Annotated in this window: 28 protein-coding genes and 1 tRNA gene; 12 read left to right on the forward strand and 17 right to left on the reverse strand. The window is 45.6% G+C overall.

Features of this window, described 5'->3' with window-relative positions; translation table 11 throughout:
- Position 1 precedes the first annotated feature (1 nt).
- A complete protein-coding gene (locus OM978_RS08690) occupies positions 2-568 on the reverse strand; it encodes a YaeQ family protein (protein WP_264346444.1) in 567 nt (188 codons plus the stop codon).
- Positions 569-658: 90 nt separating this feature from the next.
- The gene (locus tag OM978_RS08695; protein ID WP_127684533.1) at positions 659-859 is read right to left on the reverse strand and encodes a DUF2061 domain-containing protein; all 201 of its coding nucleotides are present in this window, start codon (positions 857-859) and stop codon (positions 659-661) included.
- 152 nt (positions 860-1,011) lie between these two features.
- Between OM978_RS08695 and OM978_RS08700 the strand changes: the two genes are divergently transcribed.
- A complete protein-coding gene (locus OM978_RS08700) occupies positions 1,012-1,680 on the forward strand; it encodes a thiol-disulfide oxidoreductase DCC family protein (RefSeq protein WP_264346445.1) in 669 nt (222 codons plus the stop codon).
- A gap of 52 nt (positions 1,681-1,732) precedes the next feature.
- Here OM978_RS08700 and OM978_RS08705 read toward each other — a convergent pair whose 3' ends face one another.
- Both OM978_RS08705 and OM978_RS08710 read right to left on the reverse strand, forming a co-directional pair.
- Entirely contained in the window at positions 1,733-3,238 is a 1,506-nt protein-coding gene (locus OM978_RS08705; RefSeq protein ID WP_264346447.1) for a DUF3413 domain-containing protein, read from the reverse strand.
- A 4-nt stretch (positions 3,239-3,242) separates the two neighbouring features.
- On the reverse strand, positions 3,243-3,467 hold the full coding sequence (locus tag OM978_RS08710) for a DUF1414 domain-containing protein (protein WP_264346449.1): 225 nt from the start codon (positions 3,465-3,467) through the stop codon (positions 3,243-3,245).
- 71 nt (positions 3,468-3,538) lie between these two features.
- Here OM978_RS08710 and yejK point away from each other — a divergent pair, with 71 nt between their 5' ends.
- Positions 3,539-4,573, forward strand: coding sequence for a nucleoid-associated protein YejK (yejK, locus tag OM978_RS08715; RefSeq protein WP_127021906.1), 1,035 nt, complete (start codon positions 3,539-3,541; stop codon positions 4,571-4,573).
- Positions 4,574-4,604: 31 nt separating this feature from the next.
- Here yejK and OM978_RS08720 read toward each other — a convergent pair whose 3' ends face one another.
- Genes OM978_RS08720 through OM978_RS08740 form a run of 5 tightly spaced genes read right to left on the reverse strand, consistent with a single transcriptional unit; the run spans position 4,605 to position 7,558 of the window.
- Entirely contained in the window at positions 4,605-4,871 is a 267-nt protein-coding gene (locus OM978_RS08720; protein ID WP_264346451.1) for a hypothetical protein, read from the reverse strand.
- Between the two features lie 3 nt (positions 4,872-4,874).
- Positions 4,875-5,549, reverse strand: a complete 675-nt coding sequence (locus OM978_RS08725) for a M15 family metallopeptidase (protein WP_264346452.1) — start codon at positions 5,547-5,549, stop codon at positions 4,875-4,877.
- On the reverse strand, positions 5,546-6,679 hold the full coding sequence (dapE, locus tag OM978_RS08730) for a succinyl-diaminopimelate desuccinylase (RefSeq protein WP_264346454.1): 1,134 nt from the start codon (positions 6,677-6,679) through the stop codon (positions 5,546-5,548). The genes OM978_RS08725 and dapE overlap by 4 nt, the downstream gene beginning before the upstream one ends.
- A complete protein-coding gene (locus OM978_RS08735; protein WP_264346455.1) occupies positions 6,676-7,029 on the reverse strand; it encodes an ArsC family reductase in 354 nt (117 codons plus the stop codon). The genes dapE and OM978_RS08735 overlap by 4 nt, the downstream gene beginning before the upstream one ends.
- A 13-nt stretch (positions 7,030-7,042) precedes the next feature.
- Positions 7,043-7,558, reverse strand: coding sequence for a PTS glucose transporter subunit IIA (locus tag OM978_RS08740; protein ID WP_264346456.1), 516 nt, complete (start codon positions 7,556-7,558; stop codon positions 7,043-7,045).
- Positions 7,559-8,178: 620 nt separating this feature from the next.
- On the opposite strand from OM978_RS08740, the gene yfbV reads away from it, so the two are divergent.
- Positions 8,179-8,622 carry a terminus macrodomain insulation protein YfbV gene (gene yfbV / locus OM978_RS08745; RefSeq protein WP_264346457.1) on the forward strand — a complete coding sequence of 148 codons (444 nt, stop codon included), beginning with the start codon at positions 8,179-8,181 and terminating at the stop codon, positions 8,620-8,622.
- Positions 8,623-8,636: 14 nt separating this feature from the next.
- Here the strand turns inward: yfbV and OM978_RS08750 are convergent, their stop codons facing one another.
- Together OM978_RS08750 and xthA are read right to left on the reverse strand one after the other, a co-directional pair.
- The gene (locus OM978_RS08750) at positions 8,637-9,257 is read right to left on the reverse strand and encodes an energy-coupling factor ABC transporter permease (protein WP_264346458.1); all 621 of its coding nucleotides are present in this window, start codon (positions 9,255-9,257) and stop codon (positions 8,637-8,639) included.
- Between the two features lie 3 nt (positions 9,258-9,260).
- The gene (gene xthA, locus OM978_RS08755) at positions 9,261-10,073 is read right to left on the reverse strand and encodes an exodeoxyribonuclease III (protein ID WP_264346460.1); all 813 of its coding nucleotides are present in this window, start codon (positions 10,071-10,073) and stop codon (positions 9,261-9,263) included.
- A 137-nt stretch (positions 10,074-10,210) separates the two neighbouring features.
- On the opposite strand from xthA, the gene OM978_RS08760 reads away from it, so the two are divergent.
- A complete protein-coding gene (locus tag OM978_RS08760; RefSeq protein WP_264346461.1) occupies positions 10,211-10,900 on the forward strand; it encodes a M48 family metallopeptidase in 690 nt (229 codons plus the stop codon).
- Positions 10,901-11,210: 310 nt separating this feature from the next.
- Positions 11,211-11,945, forward strand: a complete 735-nt coding sequence (gene deoC / locus OM978_RS08765) for a deoxyribose-phosphate aldolase (RefSeq protein WP_264346462.1) — start codon at positions 11,211-11,213, stop codon at positions 11,943-11,945.
- A gap of 31 nt (positions 11,946-11,976) precedes the next feature.
- On the opposite strand, the gene OM978_RS08770 is transcribed toward deoC, so the two are convergent.
- Complete coding sequence (locus tag OM978_RS08770; RefSeq protein ID WP_264346463.1) at positions 11,977-13,665, reverse strand: tetratricopeptide repeat-containing response regulator; 1,689 nt, start codon at positions 13,663-13,665, stop codon at positions 11,977-11,979.
- A gap of 103 nt (positions 13,666-13,768) precedes the next feature.
- A tRNA-Tyr gene (locus OM978_RS08775) sits at positions 13,769-13,853 on the reverse strand.
- 111 nt (positions 13,854-13,964) lie between these two features.
- On the opposite strand from OM978_RS08775, the gene OM978_RS08780 reads away from it, so the two are divergent.
- The gene (locus OM978_RS08780; protein ID WP_264346464.1) at positions 13,965-14,423 is read left to right on the forward strand and encodes a VC2046/SO_2500 family protein; all 459 of its coding nucleotides are present in this window, start codon (positions 13,965-13,967) and stop codon (positions 14,421-14,423) included.
- An 8-nt stretch (positions 14,424-14,431) separates the two neighbouring features.
- Here the strand turns inward: OM978_RS08780 and OM978_RS08785 are convergent, their stop codons facing one another.
- The 3 genes from OM978_RS08785 to OM978_RS08795 all read right to left on the reverse strand — a co-directional run bounded on the left by OM978_RS08785 (position 14,432) and on the right by OM978_RS08795 (position 16,190).
- Positions 14,432-14,938, reverse strand: coding sequence for a YchJ family protein (locus OM978_RS08785; protein ID WP_264346465.1), 507 nt, complete (start codon positions 14,936-14,938; stop codon positions 14,432-14,434).
- Positions 14,939-15,078: 140 nt separating this feature from the next.
- The gene (locus OM978_RS08790; protein WP_264346466.1) at positions 15,079-15,549 is read right to left on the reverse strand and encodes a cell division inhibitor SulA; all 471 of its coding nucleotides are present in this window, start codon (positions 15,547-15,549) and stop codon (positions 15,079-15,081) included.
- Positions 15,550-15,674: 125 nt separating this feature from the next.
- Positions 15,675-16,190, reverse strand: a complete 516-nt coding sequence (locus tag OM978_RS08795; RefSeq protein ID WP_264346468.1) for a hypothetical protein — start codon at positions 16,188-16,190, stop codon at positions 15,675-15,677.
- 385 nt (positions 16,191-16,575) lie between these two features.
- Between OM978_RS08795 and OM978_RS08800 the strand changes: the two genes are divergently transcribed.
- The 3 genes from OM978_RS08800 (at position 16,576) to OM978_RS08810 (ending at position 19,534) form a co-directional block, all read left to right on the forward strand.
- The gene (locus tag OM978_RS08800) at positions 16,576-18,342 is read left to right on the forward strand and encodes an EAL domain-containing protein (protein WP_264346469.1); all 1,767 of its coding nucleotides are present in this window, start codon (positions 16,576-16,578) and stop codon (positions 18,340-18,342) included.
- A gap of 94 nt (positions 18,343-18,436) precedes the next feature.
- On the forward strand, positions 18,437-19,147 hold the full coding sequence (locus tag OM978_RS08805; protein ID WP_264346470.1) for a DUF3581 domain-containing protein: 711 nt from the start codon (positions 18,437-18,439) through the stop codon (positions 19,145-19,147).
- An 87-nt stretch (positions 19,148-19,234) separates the two neighbouring features.
- On the forward strand, positions 19,235-19,534 hold the full coding sequence (locus OM978_RS08810) for a YciI family protein (RefSeq protein WP_233006836.1): 300 nt from the start codon (positions 19,235-19,237) through the stop codon (positions 19,532-19,534).
- Positions 19,535-19,631: 97 nt separating this feature from the next.
- Here OM978_RS08810 and OM978_RS08815 read toward each other — a convergent pair whose 3' ends face one another.
- Entirely contained in the window at positions 19,632-20,432 is an 801-nt protein-coding gene (locus OM978_RS08815) for a substrate-binding periplasmic protein (protein ID WP_264346472.1), read from the reverse strand.
- Between the two features lie 189 nt (positions 20,433-20,621).
- Between OM978_RS08815 and OM978_RS08820 the strand changes: the two genes are divergently transcribed.
- The 3 genes from OM978_RS08820 (at position 20,622) to OM978_RS08830 (ending at position 23,080) form a co-directional block, all read left to right on the forward strand.
- Positions 20,622-21,449, forward strand: coding sequence for a class I SAM-dependent methyltransferase (locus OM978_RS08820; RefSeq protein ID WP_264346474.1), 828 nt, complete (start codon positions 20,622-20,624; stop codon positions 21,447-21,449).
- A gap of 223 nt (positions 21,450-21,672) precedes the next feature.
- Entirely contained in the window at positions 21,673-22,323 is a 651-nt protein-coding gene (locus OM978_RS08825) for a hypothetical protein (RefSeq protein ID WP_264346475.1), read from the forward strand.
- Positions 22,316-23,080: a DUF3307 domain-containing protein gene (locus OM978_RS08830; RefSeq protein WP_264346476.1), complete on the forward strand. Its 765-nt coding sequence runs from the start codon at positions 22,316-22,318 to the stop codon at positions 23,078-23,080. Before OM978_RS08825 ends, OM978_RS08830 begins: the two co-directional genes overlap by 8 nt.
- Positions 23,081-23,248 lie beyond the last annotated feature (168 nt).

Genomic DNA, 23,248 nt, shown 5'->3' on the forward strand with positions numbered 1-23,248 from the left:
ATTACTCCGATGCCAGCAAAGCTGGGTTTGACTGTTGAATAAATTGTAGTTGGACCTGTACGCTCTGGGCTGCATTGCCAAACCAGACCTGGCCTTCATTAATGGTGCATTGCAACTGCATAGTACGGTCGCATAATTTTGCCAGCTCTACTGTGTCAGTTGGAGAAACGGCCACTATGGTCAGGTTTTTTAACTGACTTAGCGCTTTTTGCTCAGAGCTGTACCATTTATCCACTGCAGTACCGCCGTAAGCGATTAATAACAGCTGCTGAGTTTTATGACTGGCTCGGCGTAAACGTTTTTCTTCCGGTAAACCCAGCTCAATCCACAACTGAAAGTCACCGGTCAGATTTTGACGATACAAAGCCCCTTCATCGTCGTCGGAAATGCCTTTACCAAAGGTTAAATCTTCATGGGCACACAAAGCAAAAGCCAGCAGACGTAACATCATACGCTCTGTGGTTTCAGAAGGGTGCTGGGCTAACGTCAGGTTATAGTCCTGATAATGATGGCGCGACATGTCGGCCACAGCAAGGCTTGCTTTAAAAATGGTTGCCTTTAAGGCCATAACAAATCCGCGGAACAAATCAAAAGGGCGCTAGTGTACCTTGTTCGTCGGAATAATGCAGCTGGTGTGAATAGCCTGAGATGGAGTGACTCAGGCTTGTAGTTGATGATGCTGCTTTTGCCGCAGTGCTATACGGTTCCATGCTTTCTCATGAAAAAAGTAAGCGACAGTATTGATGGCTGGCTCTATGGTCGCCACTAAACCACCCACCAGCAGATCTCCGGTTAATAAATAGGTGACGCTAAAAGCAACGCTAAAATGTAGTACAGCAAAAGTCATAGTTTTTAACATGATGTGGCTCCAGATACCTTAATGTGGAAGGAGCTTAGCCTGCAGCGCTTTTCATCGAAAACGAATTAATCCAATCGCCGCTATCGTTTTTTTTGTTCAGCCGATCCTGAAACGATGCTTGAACGTATTGTTTTGGCTAACAGGAGCATAAAATGAATTCACTGGAAGTTTTTTATGATGGCGGTTGTCCCTTGTGCCGGCGAGAGATTAATTACTTTCGCGCACTGAAAAGTAGGGTGCCTATTATCTGGCTGGATTTAACGGATTTACATGCACAGCTGCCACCAGAGCTGGACAGATGCAGTGCGCTTGCGCGTATGCATGTGCGGGTAAACGGTCAAGTCTATTACAAAGGTGCTGCAGCTTTTGCTACGCTCTGGTCGCAGTTTGCCTATTGGCGTATGCTTGGACTCTTACTCAAAGTACCACCCGTCACCTGGTGCGCTGACAGGCTTTATAGCTTCTTTTTTGAGAATAAGGCCGCAGGTCCAGCGCTGGGTGCAAAAACAGGAGAAACCCTGATGGGGTTAGATTGTCGTGAGCTGTTGGATGTCAAAGAGTACGAGTTTTTAATCAACTGGTTTATGCGTAAGCAGAAGCAGCACCAGCTAGCTGAATTGGAAGAACCCTACAGCTATGATGGGTATTCCTTATATGACCAGAAAGTGAACCAGCTGATTGCCGAAGCGACCATTGCTTTTGTGGAGACCTTTCAGCGGGAAGCTCCGCCTCTGGTCTTTACCAACTTATTTCATCTGGCAGAGCTTGAATTGCAGGGCAAACGTGATCGGATCCTCAAAGCACCCAAAAGTTTGCAATAGAGACAATGAATAAAAAAACCACCTCGCGGTGGTTTTATTATTCATTTTATAACTACTGTTGCTGCACCCGTTTTAATGCATCGGTCAGTTGTGGAATATCCAGCTTTTCATTCAGTGGTACTAAGGTTCCAGCTGACCAGACGCCATAACTGCCATCGTCACGCACCAGAATCATTTTATCTTTTTTAAAGCTCACCATCTGGTGAGGCAATAAATTCAGCTTCGGGTAAGTGGAAGGCTTAAACCAGTTATCCCCAGGCCAGTTGCTGTGACAGCCAATTTGAGCCAGCAGAGTAGGGATCAAATCCAGATGTTGAGTCACTGTATTGGATAAAGCGCGATTTAGTGCAGGCCAGCTGCTGTAAAGCTGTGCTGGTGCCAGATCAAACTGTGACTCTGCTGCGCTCATAGTTAACACCAACAGATTGTCCGTACTGCTTACAGCTAATTCTGCGCTTAAATCACGACTGAATTTCACTTTCACTGGCGCAGCTGCATTTTCCGATAAGGATAACCAAGGCAGTAGTTTTTGAAATTCCGCATCGCTGGCACTGATACTCAGCTGTCCGGCAGGTAGCTGTTCCATCCAGGCTGGAGCCTGTTGCAAAGCGGCTACCATGTCTTTATTCAGCTGCATACTGCCATAAAGTAAGTTCAGCAATGCACTTTGAGTGTCTACTGGTGCAAAGTGTTGCTGATGGGCTTTAAACTTTTTTTGCTCCAAAAGTTCAATATCAGCTGCAGACAAAGAGGGAAGGATCAGTACAGTCACAGCTTCGCTTTGCTGACTGATACATTGTAAAGCTTCAGGCTCACGCCAGTTGCTTGGGCGCTGCAATTGCTCTGCTTTGCTTTCTTTTAAACGGGATAAATCCAACACATTGTATTTAGCTAAGAAGGTATTGGCAGTGGCCGGATAAGTAAAAGGCAGCACATTGTCTTGTTTCATCACATCCAAATCCAACTGTGCATCAGCCCAGATGTGCAGAGTATGGCTGGCGACAAAGCAGCCCAAAAACAGATAAAGCGCGGGTTGCCCTACGCCAGAGGCTTGCAGACGTGGTACTTTTTTCCAACAAAAGTTACTCAGCACCAGCTCTATCGCCAGCAACAAGGCTGAAACCACAGTGGTGATCAGAATAAAATTACGCAGGTTAGTGACGACCTGTTGACGTAGTAAATCAATAGTTTGTTCGCTCGATGCGCTGCCGACATGGTAGCCAAGCGCCTGATAGACGTAAGCATCAAAAATCAGTGCCACCAGTCCAACAGTTGCTAAAGCTGCGGCTATACCCCGCACATGGCGCTGGTACGGAAAAATAAGAGTGACAGGGAATATAGTCAGAATAAAAAACAAGAAACATAAAAATGCGGTATGGCCCAGCCAGTTGGTCAGCAGATAAAACCAGCCAGTGATGCTTTGTGGCAGAGGTTCAGCCCACCAGTAAGCTGCGGTGATCACCAGTGCCAGCAGGATATTAAAAAAAGTAAACCAATGGCCCCAGTTTAGCAGGCGGTTTACTTTATTGACCAATGACAGGTTTTGTTCCAGCACCATAGAGTTATTGTTTCTTGCTGTTGACGGCGTCTTTGAGCGCCTGACCAAAATGATTCGCCACATCCACACGCTGAGCGGCAGGGACACTGGTATTGATAATATGGCTGATGGTATTACCTAAACACATCAGACTCAGCTCGGTGCTGGCATCTTGCTGACGTAATTGGTCGAGAATACTGTTTACGATCTTTTCAATTTGGTTGGTCGAATACTTTGATACAATAGGCATGAAGGTCTCTGCTCGAAATAAAATGGAACAGCGGGGAATACTAGCAGAATTAGCTGAGAACAGGAAAATATATGTCCGTTGATGTGTTGCATCTGGCAATAAATTTTATCGAAAGTACTGAAAGTGAGCAGTTGCAGGCGCAATTTCGTCAGGAGTTGGTGCCAGTTTCTCAATCTGTAGCGCATTTAATTGAACAATTGCACCTGGCCTACAACGGCAAACCTGCCAAAGGCTACGCTACCTTTTCTGATGATTTACAGGACAGAATGGCACTGCCTTTAGCGCAGTGGCAAGCGCAGGAACGCAGCTTTTTACAACTGGCAGAACAAGCCACCAGCCAGCTCGTCGTGCAGCTGGTACAGCATCAAATTCAGGAAACCGGCTATTTTATGTTGTGTCACTATCGTTATCTGGCAACAGAATACGTGCTGGTGACTTTATTAGGCAGCAAAGATCACTTCAGTGTGACACCGGAGTTATTACTTTCCACCGATCAGCACCTGGACATAGCCCGGATGCAACTGGCAGCCCGTATCGATTTAACCGAATACCAAACCAGCCCGGAGCAAAACAAATACATTTCCTTTATTCGTGGCCGGGCAGGGCGTAAAGTCGCCGACTTTTTCCTCGATTTCTTAGGCTGTGCCGAAGGCATGGTCGCCAAAGAGCAAAGCAAAGTGGTGCTGGCTTCTGTCGAAGAGTATTTGTCGGCCTCGGATTACGATGCCAGCGAAAAATCTGCGGTGCGCAAGCAAGTCTATGAGTACTGTGAAGAGCAAACCAAACAAGGCCTGGATGTGCATTTGCAAGAACTGTCGGCCACCATCGACAGCAGTGACGCCCGGGCTTTTACCGATTACTGTGCAGAACAAAATATCGAAGTGCCAGAGCAGTTTCCTGTGGATGTCAAAGAGTTAAAAACGCTAGTGAAGTTCTCAGGCGCTGGCGGTGGAGTTAGTATCAGCTTTGAACAAAAGCATTTAGGCGAACGCATCCGCTACGATATGGACAAAGATCTGTTGATTATTCAGGGCGTGCCGCCGAACTTAAAAGATCAGCTGCAACGTTTCTTAAAAGGTTTTTCCAGCTTTGATAACAAAGGCTAAAACGCTGCAGAGCACAGCGAATCGCTAAACCTTAATCACCGCTACTGCTGCCACCGCCATCAGATCCACCATCTGATGAGCTGTGGTGGTGGTCGGTATCCACTTGTTTAATCCGGCTGCCATCCGTGCCGCTGCCCGCCACTATAGTTCCGGTAACGCCACCTTCAGCGGTTTTTTTCTGTCCTACTTCTCTTTTGGGTTCTTCCTGCAGGCGTTTTTTGTTACGACGCATCAGCCACAGATTAGCCAGTACAAGACCAGCAATAATAAGAAGTGTCCACCAGAGGGTCACAGTCATTTTTTATTCCTTACAAATGTTGCAAACATAACGCTGATAAATCAGTGGTATATGCTCGAGCAGCAGGGCTTTATCCGGTAACTCGCTTTGAGTGATGGCATCGAACAGCATAGTCTCGTCAAAGCAGTTTAAATAGTCTTCTGCCAAAGGACGGTAACTCAAATGCCAGGCTTCTTTTGCCACACCACCCTGATCTCGTTGATAAGGCCGGAAAAAGCCAAAGCCTGCTGCATGCTGATGCAGCCATTGATCCAAAACGTAAAAAGGCCCGCCTTGTTGATATTCAGCATCCAGTAACTGCACCTGATAATCTGCCGCTACAGGGGCTTTGTCAAAAACATCCAGATCGGTGCCCCAATGATGGCGGCTGGCACCAGGTAAAGCAGAATAGAGTAAAATCGCTTCAATTTTAGCAAAGCCATCTAACTGACTTATATCGACTTGCTGTTGCGCCTTGTTATAGACAGGGCGCTGGCCTGTGTATTTAGCCGTCCAAATTCGCGCTTGCTGAGCAAAAGAGCGATAGGAGGAGACCAGGGCCAACTCAATGCCATCGGCAGCAGCGGCCTGTTGCATCTGCATATAAGCGGCTTTGACTTGTGGCAATAATCGATGCCGCTGCTCCAGTTCAACCAGAGCAGTTTCATCAAAGCCTGTCAGAAGCTTGGCGACACTCATTTGGCAACCAGTTGCTGCAGTATATGTTGATACATATCGGCTAGAGGCTCTAAATCGGCCACTGCGACACATTCGTTAATTTTATGAATGGTGCCATTACAAGGCCCTAACTCCAGCACTTGAGCTCCTGTAGGAGCAATAAAACGACCATCTGATGTACCACCAGTCGTCTCCAGTGATGGCGCATAACCTTTGACTTGTTGCACTGCATGCACAGCAGCTGCCACCAGTTCACCACTGTCGGTCAGGAAAGGCAGACCATTGAGGATCCAGTCGATGCTGTAGTTCAGTCCATGTTTTTCTAAAATGGCAAGCACCCGTTGTTGCAATTGTTCAGCTGTGACTTCAGTGCTGTAACGGAAGTTAAAGGTTAGCTGTACATCACCTGGCACCACATTGGTGGCGCCAGTACCGGCATGGATATTAGAAATCTGAAAACTGGTGGCAGGGAAAAACGCATTGCCCTGATCCCACACAGTTTGGGCTAGTTCGGCCAACGCAGGAGCTGCTTTGTGAATAGGGTTATCCACCAGGTGTGGGTAAGCCACATGACCCTGAACCCCTTTGACAGTCAGATAACCTGTTAAAGACCCACGACGGCCATTTTTAATCACATCACCCAGAGTTTTAGTGCTGGATGGTTCACCCACTAAACACCATTTGATTTTTTCCTGACGGCTTTCCAGTACTTCAATGACACGTTTGGTACCATTGATAAAAGGGCCTTCTTCATCGCTGGTAATTAAAAAGGCAATGTCACCTGTAAGTGTTGGATTAGTCGCTAAAAAGCGTTCTGTCGCCACCACCATGGCCGCCAGACTACCTTTCATATCGGCGGTGCCGCGGCCGTAGAGCATGCCATCACGAATTTCGGGTTCAAATGGCGGGCTGGTCCATTGATCCAGCGGACCAGTCGGCACCACATCGGTATGGCCTGCAAAACAGAACAAAGGTTTGCCCTGACCTCTGCGTGCCCATAAATTGAGCGTATCTTCAAAAAACATCGACTCAATAGTAAAACCCAGAGCTTCAAGGCGTTTTGCCATCAGTTGCTGACACCCTGCATCTTCAGGTGTAACCGACTGGCGGCTGATTAAATCTTTGGTCAGGTCGAGTACGGCTGTGCTCATGCGGAGATCCCAAATAAAGTCTGATACTGTTGTTCTGAAAAACCAAGATAAAACTTGCCATTGTGCTCAAGTACGGGTCTTTTGATTATCGCAGGTTGTGCCAGCATCAGCTGCACAGCTTTTTCTGCGGTCATCTCTTGTTTGTCCGCATCAGGCAAAGCTCTGTAGGTGGTGCCTTTGGTATTCAGCAACTGTTGCCACTCAAGTTGCTGCATAAAATCTGCTAAGAGTTCAGCGCTGATACCGTCCTGACGATAATCAATATACTGATGAGGCAGATGCTGCTGTTCCAGATACTTGCGGGCTTTTTTAATGGTGTCACAATTTTTAATGCCATAAATGCGGGTCATAAAGCCATAAATCCTAAGCGCTAACCAATTGAATAGCCAACAAGTCATCCTGTAGCGCCTGATGATAACCTGCACGGCAATGAATACTATGAATTTTGGGGTGAGGGGCAATACGTAAAAATAATCCAAAGCTTTGGCCTGGCTGACTTAGCAGCGCTTTATCGTAATGCAACAACTGTTGTCCTGCCTGTACATTGGTCTGTTCATTGACCAGCCAGTGGAAACCCACACCATGTTTATCCTGACAATACAGCGGAAAATCCAGTACCAGTTTCAAACCACTGGAATGGCTGAACTGAATAGACTGCCCCGTCTGATTTTTCCTGCTAAATACACCGCTAAAGGGGCTGTATAAGGTCGTGCCCCGTAATTCAAGCCATAACCCGTCGCCCTGTAAACCAGAAGATATAAGTACATCATGGCTGGCTATACGGTGATGACTAAATGCGTCAACCGGGCTTCTGATCCTTAACTTTAATTGCGGATCCAGACTGGTGTGCCAGTGCAACAGACTAAAAGGGCTGAACATGAGCAAAGACATTTAAAGGGGCATAGCCCGATAGTAACGAAAAAAACAGAATTTGGCGAAGATTTCCTATGTTCAGTTGTTTCATTATTTTTACAGCTATTTTCGGATGCCCCAGAACTTATACAGAGCAGGGGAGTCGAACAAAACAGTACATTTTTCTGGTTTGAACATAAAAATGTCATGAAAAGCTGATAAGTCGAGGTCAGTTTTAATGACAAAACGATGAAAGCCTTTTGTTTTCTTTGTTACTGTTGTCCACAGATTCTGTGGATAACTTTGTGTGTTGTTATGTTTAACTGACTTAATTCATTGAAATATAATGATAAATACTAATGGCACAAAATTTGTTTAGTTTGCCCTTTCGCAAATAGTTATGCAAAGGCGGGAAAGTGATAGTTTTCGTCCTCAATCTGAAACTTTCTGCGTAAAACTTTTGAGCCCTTCGTGTTCTAAATATGTTACCGATTTTGGTGTTTTTTACAGGCGTTATAGAATATTTTCTGACATGGACGATTTTACCTTTAGTTTCTGCCAAAGCTGGACGATAGTAGATGCAGGGGGTAGACTCCGAACCAACGACTTTGTGGCATATCGACCTATTCTTAAGAGGAGTTCCTGCAATGTCAGCTATGTTTTCGACACTCAAAGCGGGACTGCAGTACAGCCGTGACTGGCCTGTAGTACTTGAATTAAATTCAGTTTTTCCGGAAAACAAAGTTATCCGTATGACTGTGTTTGCACAAAAAACTTTACCAGTAGTAGCTGTGGTAGGAGCATTGGTGCAGTTTAATCAATTGGGTTCAAGCCAATTGCCTTTGATTTTGACCATGATGCTGTTCATTTTGTCTATGCCATTTCAAGGCTGGTATTGGTTAGGGAAGCGGTCTCAAACCGAATTACCGCCTGGCTTGAGTAGCTGGTATGGTGAAATTAAACAAAAAATGCAGGCTCAGGGGCTGCAAACCCAAAACCCGCAACACAAGTTGCGTTATGCGGATTTAGCCTTGCTGTTAAAACAAGCTTTTGGGCAGTTGGACAAAACTTTCCTTCGCGACTGGCTATAAGCCAGTCGTCTGCTTTATTTTTCTGACAAGTAAATTCGTTGATAAAAGGTATAGACCCACTCTGGTTTGTAAATAACCAATAACGTCATGGCCATGCCATTGAGCAAAGCTTCAGGTAAAGCGGCCAACGGAATAAAAATCAGATAGCCTTCATACAACTGATGTGAGCTGTATTGGTCAGCCTGAAGCCAGGCTTGCAACAGCATAAAGACCACCAACCCCAGAGCGCTGTTTAAAAAGGCCGCGACAAAAAGATAGACGAATAATTGTCGCTGCAGATAATGAAAACACAACAAGTAAATCGCGTAGTTCAGAGCAAGCACCAACCAGCCACAAGCTAAAGTCCACAGCAGTTGATCAAGAGGCTGGGTGGTCATCAGCCACTGCAGCGCCATAACCAACAGAAAAAGCAAAGTGCTTAAACGAAAGCCAAATACCAATACTAAAGTGGTCAATGCCAGAAAATGGATGGATAGAGCGTCCAGCACTATTGCATCGGTTTGCCACAACAATGCCAGCACACAGACGCTGGCCCCGGCTACAGGCCAGGGCACTGCTTTTTGCTGCAAATCGCGCCAAAAGTCAGGGTTGAAGACTAAAGCTGCAATCAGCAGCAGGCAAAATGCAGCCAACATAGCTTAGCTCAGATCAAAGGTTGACCAGACTGGTGCATGATCAGAAGGGCGCTCTGATGCACGCAGTTCATAATCTACGTCACTTTCTGTACATAAGGCGGCCAGTGGTGCTGTCGCCATTACTACATCAATACGCAGGCCTCTGTTGTCATCAAAACCTTTAGAGCGGTAATCAAACCAGCTGTATTTTTCAGTCGCTTGTGGGTGTAAAGCACGGAAGGTGTCGATTAAACCCCAGCCTTTTAAAGTGGCTAACATTTCACGCTCTTCAGGTAAAAATGAACATTTCCCTTCTTTTAACCAACGTTTGGCGTTGGCTTCACCTATGCCAATATCTAAATCCTCAGGAGAGATATTGATGTCACCAATCACGGCCACATAATCGTCTGGGCTGTGGTGGCTGATTAAATACTGCTGTAAGTCTGCGTAAAACTTTTGTTTGGCCGGGAACTTGGTTTCGTGGCTACGGTTTTCGCCTTGTGGGAAATAACCGTTTAACAAGGTCAGGGTTTTACCGTTTTCCAGTGCGAAAGTGCCAATCAGCATGCGACGCTGTGCGTCAGGTGCATCCGTTGGGAAGCCGTATAACATCGACAGCGCAGGCTTTTTACTCAGAATAGCGACACCGTAATGGCCTTTTTGGCCAAAGTAATACAAGTGGTAACCAAATTTTTGCATCTCTTCGAGCGGGAATTCATCATCATGAACTTTGATTTCCTGCAAACCGACAAAATCAGGAGAATGTTTAGCCAGTAAAGCTTCGATTTGGTGGGGTCTGGCGCGTAAGCCATTTATATTAAAAGAGATAATTTTCATGGTGATTCTCTGGTCCATATAAGAGTAAAAGCGTCTGAGCTGCATACTAGCATTTTGTCGGCCTTGGCGTGAACAGCTGCTTGCTCAGTCCGCCGACAAACTTTAAGCTATGGCTTTGTATTGATGAGTTGGATGTTGTGAGTTCTGAGTTACCCGCCTACCAGTTAAAGTTTTCCGCCAAAAGGCGCAGTATTCAGCTGAAAATTCAGTCAGGCCAGCTATGGGTTTGTGCGCCTACAGGTTGCGATCTGCAATTTATTCAGCAGCTTATTCAGCAGAAAAAAGGTTGGATAGACAAACATCTGAGTCAGCAGCAACAACCAGTCGAAGTGGGTTGGCTGGAACAGAGGCAAATTCCGTTGTTTGACGATAAATTGCAGCTGAAAATAGTGCAGGATTCGGTTAATCAATTTAGCCTGGATGGCGATTGTTTATGGCTGCAGTTGTCGAGTCGTAACAAAGCCCAAAGCCAGCAGAAATGGATGGAAAAGCTGGTCAGTGAGTTTTATCTGCAGCAGGCACAGCTGTGGTTTGAGCAACAAGTGCAGCAAGAGCAGCAGCGAATGTCGCTTAAAAGCCGTGAAGTGCGGGTTTGTAATTTTAAAGCCAAGTGGGGCAGTTGCGATTCATCCGGTGTGCTGAGTTTTAACTGGCGTTTACTGATGGCGCCACAGTGGGTGGCTCAGTATGTGGTGGTGCACGAACTGGCGCATCTGGTCTATATGAATCACAGCAAAAGCTTTTGGACTTTAGTCGGCAAGTTTAACAGTGATGCGGCCAAAGCCCGGCTCTGGTTGAAACAAAACCAGCATTGGATGCAGTTATAGATTTCAAAGTATTTAATTTTACCTTAAGGGTAAAAAAAGAAAGCCGGCCATAAGGCCGGCAAAGTTTACATCTTGGGAGAATGGATAATTCACCTAGTCAGACAGGCAGCCCCTGAAAAGATTCCATTTTATTTTTGTTTTTTTTGATCTGTGCACTTTGCTTTGCATTTTGTCGTATTCAAACACCAGTTCAGGCTTCCCAGCTGACGGTGTTTTCTGTTTTAATTCGTCACAACTTCAGGTTCAATCTGAACCGGATCAACAGCAAATTGGCCAGTCAGAGCCGATATTCTCTTTTCAGGACAATAAGATGACAAACCCTCTGCGTATACAACAGCTGATGAAGCTGGTGGATTTAACCCGTTTAACGGATCAGGATACAGTGGCCGCCATGCAACAGTGGCTGGAACAGGATTTAGCCGGTGCTGCAGTGCTGCCTGCTGCTGTTTGTGTATATCCAGAGTATCTGGCTCAGGTGAAAGATTTTCTGCAGCAACGAAAGTTCGAGCTGAAACTCGCAACTGTCGTAAATTTCCCATCCGGAGCTTTGTCGTTAGAACAGGTACTGGAGCAAATTAAAGCGGCGCTGGCCGCTGGTGCTGATGAAATTGACTGTGTGTTGCCTTATCAGAGCTTATTATTGGGCCATACGGAGCAAGTGCGTGAGTTTTTAGCCGCGGTGCGCAAGGCTACAGAGGGTTTTTGTTTAAAAATTATTATTGAATCCGGTGAGTTAGTCACTTGTCAGCAGATCAGTAAAGCCGCTGAGTTGGTGGTGGAGTCGGGCGCAGATTTTGTCAAATCGTCCACTGGCAAAGTCAAAGTAGGTGTGACCGAAGAAGCCGCCCGTATTATGTTAGCTGTGATAGCCGCATCTGAGCGTCCAGTGGGTTTTAAGGCCTCAGGTGGCGTACGCTCAGTGGAGTTTGCGTTAAAACTGGTTAGCTTATTTGAAGAGCTGACAGGTGAAGTGGCCACAGCCCGTTATATGCGTCTGGGGGCCAGTGCTTTACTAAATGATTTAAGCCAACAGCTGGATTACTGAATGTTGCCCGTTTACAGCCGCAAAAGTGTATTTAGCGGCTGTAACGTTTTTCTTCTTTGAGTTTATTAAACTGCTGCAATAGCTCCTGATGCCGCACCCTGTGGTGCTCTGGCAGTGGCATATTGTCGACTATCCTGAAGGTTTTGCGGCATTTCTCTGCCAGTTCCAGCGGCTTTTTCCGTTTCGGATCGGCCATCATCTGAATTGCGGTCTGGATATAGTTCAGCGCGCTGCCAGTATTCATTGGCGCTACTTCCAGCGCTTGTTCAAAGCGGATCAACGCCTGTTCGTAATTGCTTTCTTTATAGAACTGAATACCTTGTTTATTCAATTCATTAAAGCTGGCCTGACGACTTAACGAACGGTGTTGCTGTTCGCTGAATAATTTTTCCAGTGTCGGATCTATGGCGCCGGATAAGTTTTGTAGTTTTTGTGTCAGTGCTGATGCTTGTTCAAACTCACCGATTTGGTTCAGCAGCAGTACTGCGTCTGCCGCACAATGAGGGATCGGTGGAACTTCATCCGGTTTTTCGGGATCGATCTCCGGGTTCATTTGCGCCGTTACGCGATCAGAGACTGTGGCAAAGGTTTTTTTCGCCAGATACTGCTGGCCACTTAACGACTCCAGACGGGCCTGACACAAGGTTTCAAACAAGTCGAAGTCAAAATCACGAATGACGGTATCTTCACGTTTGGCTCTGTGAATAGCCATTAAGGCTTCTTGCTGGTATTTGTTACGCTGATTCAGCTCTTCAGATCGCGATGCTGCATCTATAACGGTGCGGATATAGTTCAGCAGATGCACCACTTCCTGGCGGGCTGCGCGACGGGTGATTTCGTATATTTGTTTGCTGGCCTGTACCAGACTGGCCAAATCATCCATGTCTCTGGCTATATCCATCAGCAGGTTTTGTCTGCTGACTGAAAATGGCGAAATCACTATAGCCTGAGAGATGACGATCATTGCCTCTTCCATCAAACCCTGAGCTATTAAATTACGGGCTTTCAGGTCATAAGCTTCGGCAAAATATCTGTTGGTATCTATGGCTTCGTTACACAGCTCCAGACTTTCTTCAAAACGCTCTTGCTCAAAGCAAAGACGGGCCTGAAGTAATAAAGCCCAGTTGGTTCTGCTAAATGACAGGGTCTCTGACAATAAAGCCTCAGCTTCATCGTACTGTTTTAATTTTAAATGGGTTTCAGCTTGAATACGACCACATAAGGAATGATAACGACCAGTTTGTTCACGTTCTTGCTTACAGGCTTCGATCACGAGCTCAGGCTGATCGTCAAACATGGCCTGATAAATAGGGGCCAGCTGTTTCTTTCGGTTTTGAATTTTAACCAGACGAGTGCGTAATACACTTTGCGAAAAAGGTTTGATGATGTAATCGTCAGGCTCAACTTCAATAGCTCCGACCACCATAGGCACCTGATTTTCACCTGTCACTATCATATAAACAGCGCCAGGGTGCAGCAGTTTTTTCTCGCGTAAATCTTCTAATAACTGACGGCCGTTTTTACCTGAACCTAAGTTGTAATCCACAAACAACACATCGTAGGAACCATGCATGCACTTCCATAATGCCTGTTCGCCTGTTAAAACGAAGGCGATATTGGTTGCACCCATCGAATACAGTATGCCTTTGAGCAATAACTGGAAGGGACGTTGGTCATCAACAATAAGGACTCGAAGATTTTCGAGAGTTTTGTACGACATTCAGCAAACCTATCGATTCAATTATCGCAAGTGTTGATAATATGTTGGATTTTAGCAAGGAAAATTTAGCGACTTATTCTGGAACTATAACGCAGGAAGAGAATGGTGGAGGGGGAAGGATTCGAACCTTCGAAGGCAGTGCCGGCAGATTTACAGTCTGATCCCTTTGGCCACTCGGGAACCCCTCCACAAGTGTGGTGCGCATCTTATCAAAAAACATTTTGATGTAAAGGAAATTACTCAACTTTTTCGTCTGACTGCCGATAAAGCAAACAATATGATGTTTTTGTGTAGATTTTATGCTGATTAATGAGTGGCAAACCGGTATTCGGTTAAATGAGGCGATACAGCAACACCGGCTTAGTGATTTTTCACTCTGGCTGGCATTTTTGTCGCCTGCAGTTGAAGAGTTTGCTCAGTTTTATACCCCAGATACCCAAAGCGCCAGATTTCAGCCTGATTTGTATCAACAGTTGGGCATACAGCAAGCACGGCCTTTTGCATATTTACCAGAAGATGAAGTTCATTTAAAACAGCAAGCCACAGCTTTTCAGCAAGGTGGTGCCGTTGCTTTGCATTTAATGCAGTGTCTGCAAGGTGCGCCTTTAGTGATGGAAGATAATAAGCAGAAGCTGCCGGATGAGGTGAAATCAGGTTTAAGTTTGCATGCAAGACGTCACCTGGTGCAGCAAAAACCAGAGATGATGGTGGCTGATCCTACGGCTTTGTATGAGATTTTAAATCAGCTGCATGCCTGATAAGGCGGTTATCTTTGGTGCTGACATTTTTTAAATTTAAGGCCACTGCCACAAGGGCAGGCATCATTGCGGGATATTCGAGTCGCAGGATGTTCTGTTAATACACCACTGCAATACATCCAGTGGCCTTGCTCCAGCTCAAAATCTGACACTTCATCCAACACTTCCAGCTTATCGCCGACCAGATAAGAGGCAATAAAATGCACCTGAGTAGCGGTTAACTTAGTATCGTCAATAATCTTCAGGCCAATAAAACGCACTGCTTTGGCAAAATCCGCTATATCAGCGAGGTTGTGCTCAGCCCGGGCTTTGGAATGATAGGTATGCAGAATGTAGTGATAACACTGCGGGTTTTTATCATGATGGCAATAGGCGCTGTAACGCGACCGCATCAGTTGCTGTGGGTTTTGTGCGAAGGCCTGATCACAGATCAGCGGCTCACAACAGGCGGTAAAACTTTTACCTGAACCGCAATAACATAAAGATGACAACTCAGCCGCCAATGCAATACTCACTCTGCTTTTGATGATCCAATCAAAGTTTCACTAAATACTTCAATAAAACCATCTACAAAAACCTTAATCAGGCCCTAGTGTAAGCAAAATGGCAGTCAGGGCCAAGCCAGTTGTATTTTTAGCTGGGCTTGTGGCCTGAATTAGTGGCTTACCGCAATACGCGTGTTGGTAGTCTGGGCCTGTACTGCATCACTGCTTAACTGATAAAAGCAGGTTTGATGCTGCTCAGCCAGTTGTTGATAATGCTGCAACGAGCTTTCGCTGAACTGATCTTGCCAGACTACAACAGCACTACAGGTACTGCTGCTTAACGCATCGCCTAATACTGTATGGATATTGCTGATTTGTTTTTGCTGGATCACCAGTACTTTGGACATGTCTAAATCGAAACCACTGAAGGTTGATTTATCAGGCAGTTGGTTTGGTGCCAGTAACAGCACCCAGCCAGATTGTTGTTGGTGCTGCTGAATAATAAACAGCAATTCAGGTAATGCCAGTTGGCCAGCAGTGACCTGCAATTTTTGATAAAACGCGGTTTGACCGGTTTTATGCTGTAACTGGTTTTGGCCAACTGAAGGGTAGGCGTGAACTGCTTTGTTTAAATTCAACATGGTGATGCTCCAATACTGTTTGCATGTACAGTGTATGGATATACAGTAGTTTTCTGTTGTTTAAAAAGCAAGCTCTTTTTTCAAAGTTTTTGGCTGTTTTTTACTCTTTCTTCAAAAGTGATTTGTTACTCATTGTTTTGTAACGTTATTTTCTCAAAGCGTTCAGCAGCCAATTGCTGGGCCTGCTGCTGGTCAATGAGTGTTAGGTGTTTACACAGTACTGTACAAGCCTGTTGGGCTGTACTGTCTTGCTGTAAAGCCGCCAGAATAAACCAGCTGTAGGCGAACACTGCCGACTTAGGCACACCTGCACCTTTTAAGTAGCAATGGCCTAATTGAACCTGAGCCTGCAGATGGCCAGTGTAAGCAGCGCGGCAATAATAAGTCGCGGCCTGATACAGCTCTTGCTGCGCAGAACATGCCAAAGCCTGCTGAAACAGCTGTTCAGCGTCAGGTTGAGCATGAGCTTCGTTTTGCATCGCTACCGCATCGTTTTGCGGCAAATACGACAACATGCTGCCTGGTGACTGCAACAAAACCTGTAATAACTGCTGATGTTCTTTTAATTTGGCATCGACTTCGGCCAAAGTTAAATCATCAATACCGGTAAACTCCGAGCTTAAAAGTTGTGACGTAGTCATAAATACAAAATCCGGTTCTGAAAAAGCGCGTTATTAGACCCAAGCCACAGGGCAGGGTCAAGCGAATGAGTCAGCTTTGTGCCGCCATCTGTCAGATTTCTGACGTTCAAGGCAAGCGCAACCCTATTCCTTGCCAGAATCAAGCCAAAATAGTGCAAGGAGTAGAGCAAAAGCCCATCCTGTCGCAAAAAAAGCTTGGCCAAATTAATTGAAGTTGCAGCAAGGCGACAAGCGAAAGAGTCCCCATGAACATAGAAACACTATGTGATTGGGGCTATTGAGTAAGGTCAACGCAGCTGTGGCTTCAAGTAAGCAGACCATAGTCATATGGTTGTCACACAGCCTTCTTACACTTCACATATTAAAGTTGTAAGAGCGCAGTACCATGTGGACAGATGAAAGTTACAGGCAAGAACTGGTCAGTATTTTACAGCAGCGTAAGTTGCAGCCGCTGTTTCAGCCTGTACTGGATTTTAACACCGGTTATATACAAGGTTATGAAGCGCTGATCCGCGGCCCATCCGACAGCCCACTGCATTCTCCTTTAGTGTTATTTAAAGTGGCGCATCAGTGCCAGTTATTACCTGAACTGGAAATGTTGTGCCGCGAGCTGAGTATCGCTGCTTTTGCCGCCGCTGGTGTGCAGGGCGATTTGTATCTCAACGTCAATCCGCTGCTGTTGTTGTCGAACGATCACCCGTCCGGTTTGACTCTGGCTTTGTTAGACAAATACCAGTTAAACCCAAGCCGGGTGGTGATTGAGCTATCAGAGCAGTATCAGGTGGATGATTCCACCGTATTAATTAATGCAGTGCATCATTACCGTGAACTGGGTTTTCGTATTGCCATCGATGATTTAGGCAGTGGTTTTTCCGGTTTAAAGCTCTGGTCTGAACTCAAACCCGATTTGATTAAAATTGACCGCTATTTTATCAGTCAGGTGCATGCCGATCCGACCAAAAAAGAATTTGTCCGCAGCATTATTGCGCTGGCGAAAAGCACTGGCTCGGCTGTGGTGGCTGAAGGGATTGAAACCCGTGAAGAGTTGCTGCTCTGTCAGGAGCTAGGCGCAGATTATGGTCAGGGCTATTTATTAGGCCGTCCTAATGCGGTGATGAGCTCCGTAGTCACCGGCAGTTATCAGCTCAACCCAAATCAGGGCAGTACGCCGCCGAATTCGACCGAACAGGTAGGGGCCTTATTATTATCCGTGCCCGCTGTAGCCAGTGTCACTACTGTTGCGCAGTTGTTTGATTTATTTAGTAAAAACCCGCAGTGGTCCAGCCTCGCCATAGTGGAAGATGACCAGCCTGTTGGCATAGTGCAAAAGTCGGTGTTGTTTGAGCTGTTCTCCAGCCCTTATGGCCGCGCTTTGTATGAAAAGAAAAGTGTGAAAGCACTGATGGATAAAGATGCTGTGATAGTTGATGAGAACAGCACTTTGGATCAATTGAGTCAGCAGGTGACGGATCAGGACGACGAAGGCAGCTGGTATTTTATTGTCACCCGCGATCAAAAGTATCTGGGTTTAGGTTCTGTGCGTGCATTGCTGAAACGTATCACCGAAAGCAAATTACAAAATGCGCGTTACGCTAATCCTCTGACCTTGTTGCCCGGTAATGTGCCGATTTACCGTGAAATTGATGGTTTATTACAACGACGTAAAAGCTTTCACATAGCCTATTTTGATTTAAACGACTTTAAACCCTACAACGACACTTATGGCTACAGCAAAGGCGATTTAGTCATTCAACTGGTGGCTGAGCTATTAACCAGCATAGCGGGCGCTGGTGGTCATTTTGTTGGTCATGTCGGTGGCGATGATTTTGTCGTGATCTTCACCAGTGAAAACTGGCAGGAGTTGTGTCAGCAGGTGCTGAATGAGTTTGCTGAGCGGGTGCTGTTTTATTATGAAAGCGCCCATGTGCAGGCTGGTGGTATTCGCAGTCAGAATCGCAGTGGTGAGCAGGTGTTTTATCCTTTACTCAGTCTGGCAGTTGGGGTAGTGTCACCCGACCCGAGGTTATGTATTTGCCATCATGATGTTGCGGCTTTAGCCAGTGATGCCAAAACACAAGCGAAAAAACCACAGGGCAACTTTTTGTTTATTTCACGCCGACGTGGGCCTGGCTTGAGTGGATTAGTAAATTAGTCAGGGATTAATCAACTAAACCACTGGCTAGACCAATTCAACACGCCTGCTGAGGTACACTGCACCACTTCGATAGTCGTCAGGACGGGGATCCATGTTTTTACAGCAGTTTATTAGTGAGCATAACCACGAAGTCAGTTTTAGCCGTCAGCAGGCCTGCCGTTTTGCCAAGGAAGTGGCCACAGATTTTAACCCTATCCACGACGCCGACAGTAAAAGATTCTGTGTGCCAGGTGATTTGTTGTTTGCCCATATGGTCAGCAAACACGGTTTAGCGCAGAAGTTACATTGCACCTTCGCTGGTATGGTCAGCTCAGATGTATTGCTGCATTCAGAACAACAAGGCGATGAATGGCGCTTGTGTGATCAGCAGCAAAAAAATTACTTAATTTTGCGCCAGCAAGGCGAAATCTTCCACGATTTGGCTTATATCGAGTCTTTAGTGAAAGACTATGTACGTTTCTCTGGTCAAAACTTCCCACATATTCTGCAGCCTTTAATGAAGCAGCATCAGGTGATGATTAACCCTCAGCGTCCACTGGTGATTTACGAAAGTATGACGCTGGAATTCAACCGTTTTTCTGCTACCTCACCTGAATTACGTTTAGCCCACAATGGCTTAACAGTCGAAGGTAAACGTGGTTTAGCCCGCTTAGGTTTTGAGCTGGTGGAAAATGGTGAAGTGATAGGCCGCGGCGAAAAACGTATGATTTTAAGCAGCCTGCAGCCTTACGAAGAAACCGTGATGCAGCAAATGGTCGATTTCTACAACGAGCGTAAAACTCAGTTTCAGCACGCGGTTTAAGCCTGTAATTTTGGCGCAGCTGGCTTGGATTGAATCAGCGCTTCTGCTAAGGTGCCGCGAAATAAACCCTTTAAGTTGAGGTCGCTGATGTATTACATGATTTGTTCAGAAGATGTGCCAAATAGCCTGCCACTGCGTAAGCAAGTGCGTGAACAGCATTTAGCACGTTTGCAGGAGTTAAAAGCTCAGGACCGTTTATTGATTGCAGGCCCTCTGCCAGCAGTGGATCTGGAAGACCCGGCTGAAGCAGGTTTTACCGGTTCTTTAGTGGTGGCGCAGTTTGAGTCTTTAGAACAGGCCAAAGCCTGGGCCGCTGCCGATCCATACATTGCAGCAGGTGTGTATGCCAATTCAGTGGTGAAGCCATTTAAAAAAGTGTTGCCTTAAGTTTTGGCCACTTGATTAAATAGCTCTAAAAGATCCCCGACCATGTTCGGGGATTTTTTTATTTTTACAGCCTATTCTGTGATTACAAAACCAGGTGTTACTGCGGTAGGAGAGAAGCTGGTGCTGGCAAACTAAATTGATACTCTGCCAGTTGATAACGCTGAACTATGAGGCCAAGTTCGCCATTGTCGTATAAATGTTGCCAGGCTTTTGCCAGTTGCTCTAGCTGTTGTTGACTCAGTGTGTGTCGGTTAAAACCAAAATACACCGGGCTTTGATAGACCTCAAACAAAGGTTCTAAGCCGACTGTCGACAAGCCCGCCTGTTTTTTCCAGTAGTGATAAGCCACTATATCTTCAAGCACTCCATGCACACGACCATTCAGTAGCAGTGCCTGTTTATCTTCATTGCCACGAATAAAGACAAAACGGGTACGATTTTTGGCATCGTTTAAAATACTGTCCAGCTCATCGCCATAATAAGCGCCATTGAGTAAGGCGACAATGCCTGAGGTGCCGCTGCGCTTAAGTTGTGTCAGATTGGTTAAACCCGGGAAAGCCTCTGTTTTACCCACCAGATAAATAACTTCCTGCTGATGTGGACCAATAAAAGCAAATTGTTGACTGCGCTCGGCGTTGTAACTTAAGTGGCTTAACACATCCAGCTCGCCCTGCTCGATCAGCTTTAACGACCTCAACCAGGGGCTATGAATAAACTCCAGAGTACAACCTACTTCCTTTGCCAGGCGGCTCAGCAACTCAACATTCAGGCCGCTCCAGCTGTCATCCTGCTGAATAATATAAGGTGCAAAGCTGGTTTCAATACCCATACGTAAGGTGCAGCTTTCAGAGCGGAAACTCAGCAGTAAACAGACTATGGCGGCAAGAAAAAGCTTCATAAAGCCCTTAATAAGGCAGCGAAGGTATAACCCAACTATATACTCGGTAGTGGCAACTTGCCTGACAAATCAGTTATGCAGGTACAGGGTTTTATCCGGTTCATTATTCAATTACTTTTAAAAACAAACAAATACAGTTACCTTTTATTCAGGTTTTTGAAAAACTCTCTGTTATAGAAGGAATTGGTAATGCTGACTAAAGTACTAGGTTTGAGCGTGTTTCTGCTGCTAAGCCAAAGCAGTTTTGCCGCCACTGCGGATGCTGGCATCAGTATCAGTCAGGCTTTGCAGCACGAAGCCCGCACTGCAGAAAATAAAAAACGTGACGCTGCACGTAAGCCGGAGCAAACATTGGCGTTTTTTGAAGTGACGCCAGAAAGCACGGTAGTGGAAGTCTGGCCTGGTTCTGGTTGGTATACCGAAATTTTAGCGCCGTTACTGGCCGAAAAAGGCAAACTCTACGCTGCCCATTATTCCGATAAATTCACCATGCTCTCCGCTGACTATATGCAAAAAGGCCGCGCAGAATTCAAAGCAAAACTGGCATCGCACCCCATCTATAAAAATGTCACAGTGACAGACTTTGCACCTTTGGCTGATATCGACATAGCGCCAGCAGGCACTGTGGATCTGGTGCTGTCTATCCGCAATCAGCTCTATCTATTTGATGGCGAAACCTCGTTAAAACATGCGTTAGACAACTTTTATAAAGCGCTGAAACCAGGTGGCGTATTAGGGGTAGTAGCGCCGCGTCTGCCAGATAATTTAATCAATACAGACTGGAAAAAAACCGGTTATGTGCCAGAGCAGTTATGGTTAAAACTGGCCAAAGAGGCCGGATTTAACTTCGAGGCAAGTAGCGACATGCTACTCAACCCAAAAGACACCGCCGATCACCCATCAGGCATTTGGTCTTTACCACCCACTATGGCTGGAACTAAAGAAGAAAAAGCTAAGCATCTTGCTATTGGCGAAGTAAACCAGATGGTGCTGAAGTTTAGAAAGCCGCTGGTGTAGGGTGGTTGCCTGAATGGTTGTGTTCGTTGCAGGTTGCATTCGCCGCAAAGCGGCTAATGCTAAAGGGGTAGGCTTAGCCATAAACAGCTAATTCTCTATTTTTAGCCAAAAAAGGCTAACCCTCTATTTTACTTAATTCCTGCAATTAGCCAAAAATAGCTAAATTTGATTTTTTAGCTAAAAATGGCTAAATTTGTATCTGGATGTAAAAAGGAGTTTTAATGTGGAGCTTAGCCATAAACCTATCGCAGTGATCAGCGGGGACATTGTTAACTCAACTAAGTTAACCTCTGAGCAGTTTGAAAAACTACTTAAACGAATCAAAGATATTCAAACATGGATCAGCGTAGGGAATTCATCAAATGCGCACAGTATTGAGCGTGGTGATGAGTTTCAGTCCGTGGTACATGATATTGAATGCGCTCTGAGATACACCATCATTTATCGAATTGGTATTAAAGCGCTTGGCAAAGAATTTGATAGTCGCATTAGCTTTGCTATTGCTTCTAATGCAGATCTGCGTGAGTCGGTCTCTGAATCAATGGGGAAAGCATTTGTTCTTTCCGGGCGTGGATTAAAAGCCTTGAAGAGCGACAAGTTAGTTTTTAACTCTGACCGCTTTGAGCTCACTGAACACTTTGATTTGCTCTTTAAGTATCTTGACAGACAACTCACTGAATTAACCTCGCGCCAATGTGAAGTCATGCTTCCTATGCTCCAATCAAACGAAGGGTTGTCGATTAATGAGTTAGCAGAAAGGCTTGATGTCGCTACTGCCACTGCGAGTAAGTCACTTAAAGCTTCAGGTTGGCCGCTGATCAGTGAACTGAATTGGCGGTTTATTAACCAGGTGGCGGGGCTCAAGTATGTCTGATTTTTTTAGTGTTCTAATACCCTTCATGCTGATGCACATCATCTGCGACTTTTACTTGCAGCCAAAGCTATGGGTCGAAGCCAAAAAAGCGAGCACTTATCGCTCACTTGAGTTATACCTTCACTCACTACTACATGGCGTTGCTTCATTAATTCCTGCAGTGATCTTAGCTGTTGATTGGCGCACCGCTGCTTGCGTGGTTGTTATAGTTGCAGTAAGTCATTTTATTATCGATCTGTGGAAAGTAAGTACACCACGTGGTGAGACATTTTCCTATTTTGTTATTGACCAGACTTTGCATCTGTCGATATTAACGGTCATTGCTTTTCATATAGCAGACAGTGTAACGATTGAAGCAGTGCTAAAACATGAGAACTTCCAGGATGCAGTGATGCTGCTTTTTGGTTACCTTCTCATTCTCAAACCAACATCAATTGTGATTGCCAGCATCTTAAAAAAGTATCCAATATCAGGTAGCGCTGGAGACGACACTACTCAAGTCAGTGGTATTGTCGCTGGTGGCGAGTTGATTGGTTATTTAGAACGCTTGTTAATACTGACTTTTACCCTTGTGGGCAGTTATGAAGCTGTGGGGTTCGTATTGGCAGCCAAGTCAATATTTAGATTTGGTGAATTGAACAAAACAAACGACCGAAGCATGACTGAGTATGTGTTGATTGGATCATTGGTATCGGTGGTGATCACAACATTAGTGGGAACCTTATTGTCATTTGGTTTGGAGGTAAAAATTAAGTAGGCGAAAGGCTATTTGGCTGCTTATGGCTTAATGCCTCAATAAGTTCGAATCTTAAGGGATAGCTGCCTTCTGTTTACCTCAGGTTGTTCTTGGCAACCTAACCTTGTTATCGTTGTTAGGATAAGCTGTTCCTGCGACAACCCCATATTTCCAACAAAACCCAATAGG

The sequence above is a fragment of the Rheinheimera sp. MM224 genome (genome assembly GCF_947090785.1).
Classification (GTDB): domain Bacteria; phylum Pseudomonadota; class Gammaproteobacteria; order Enterobacterales; family Alteromonadaceae; genus Pararheinheimera.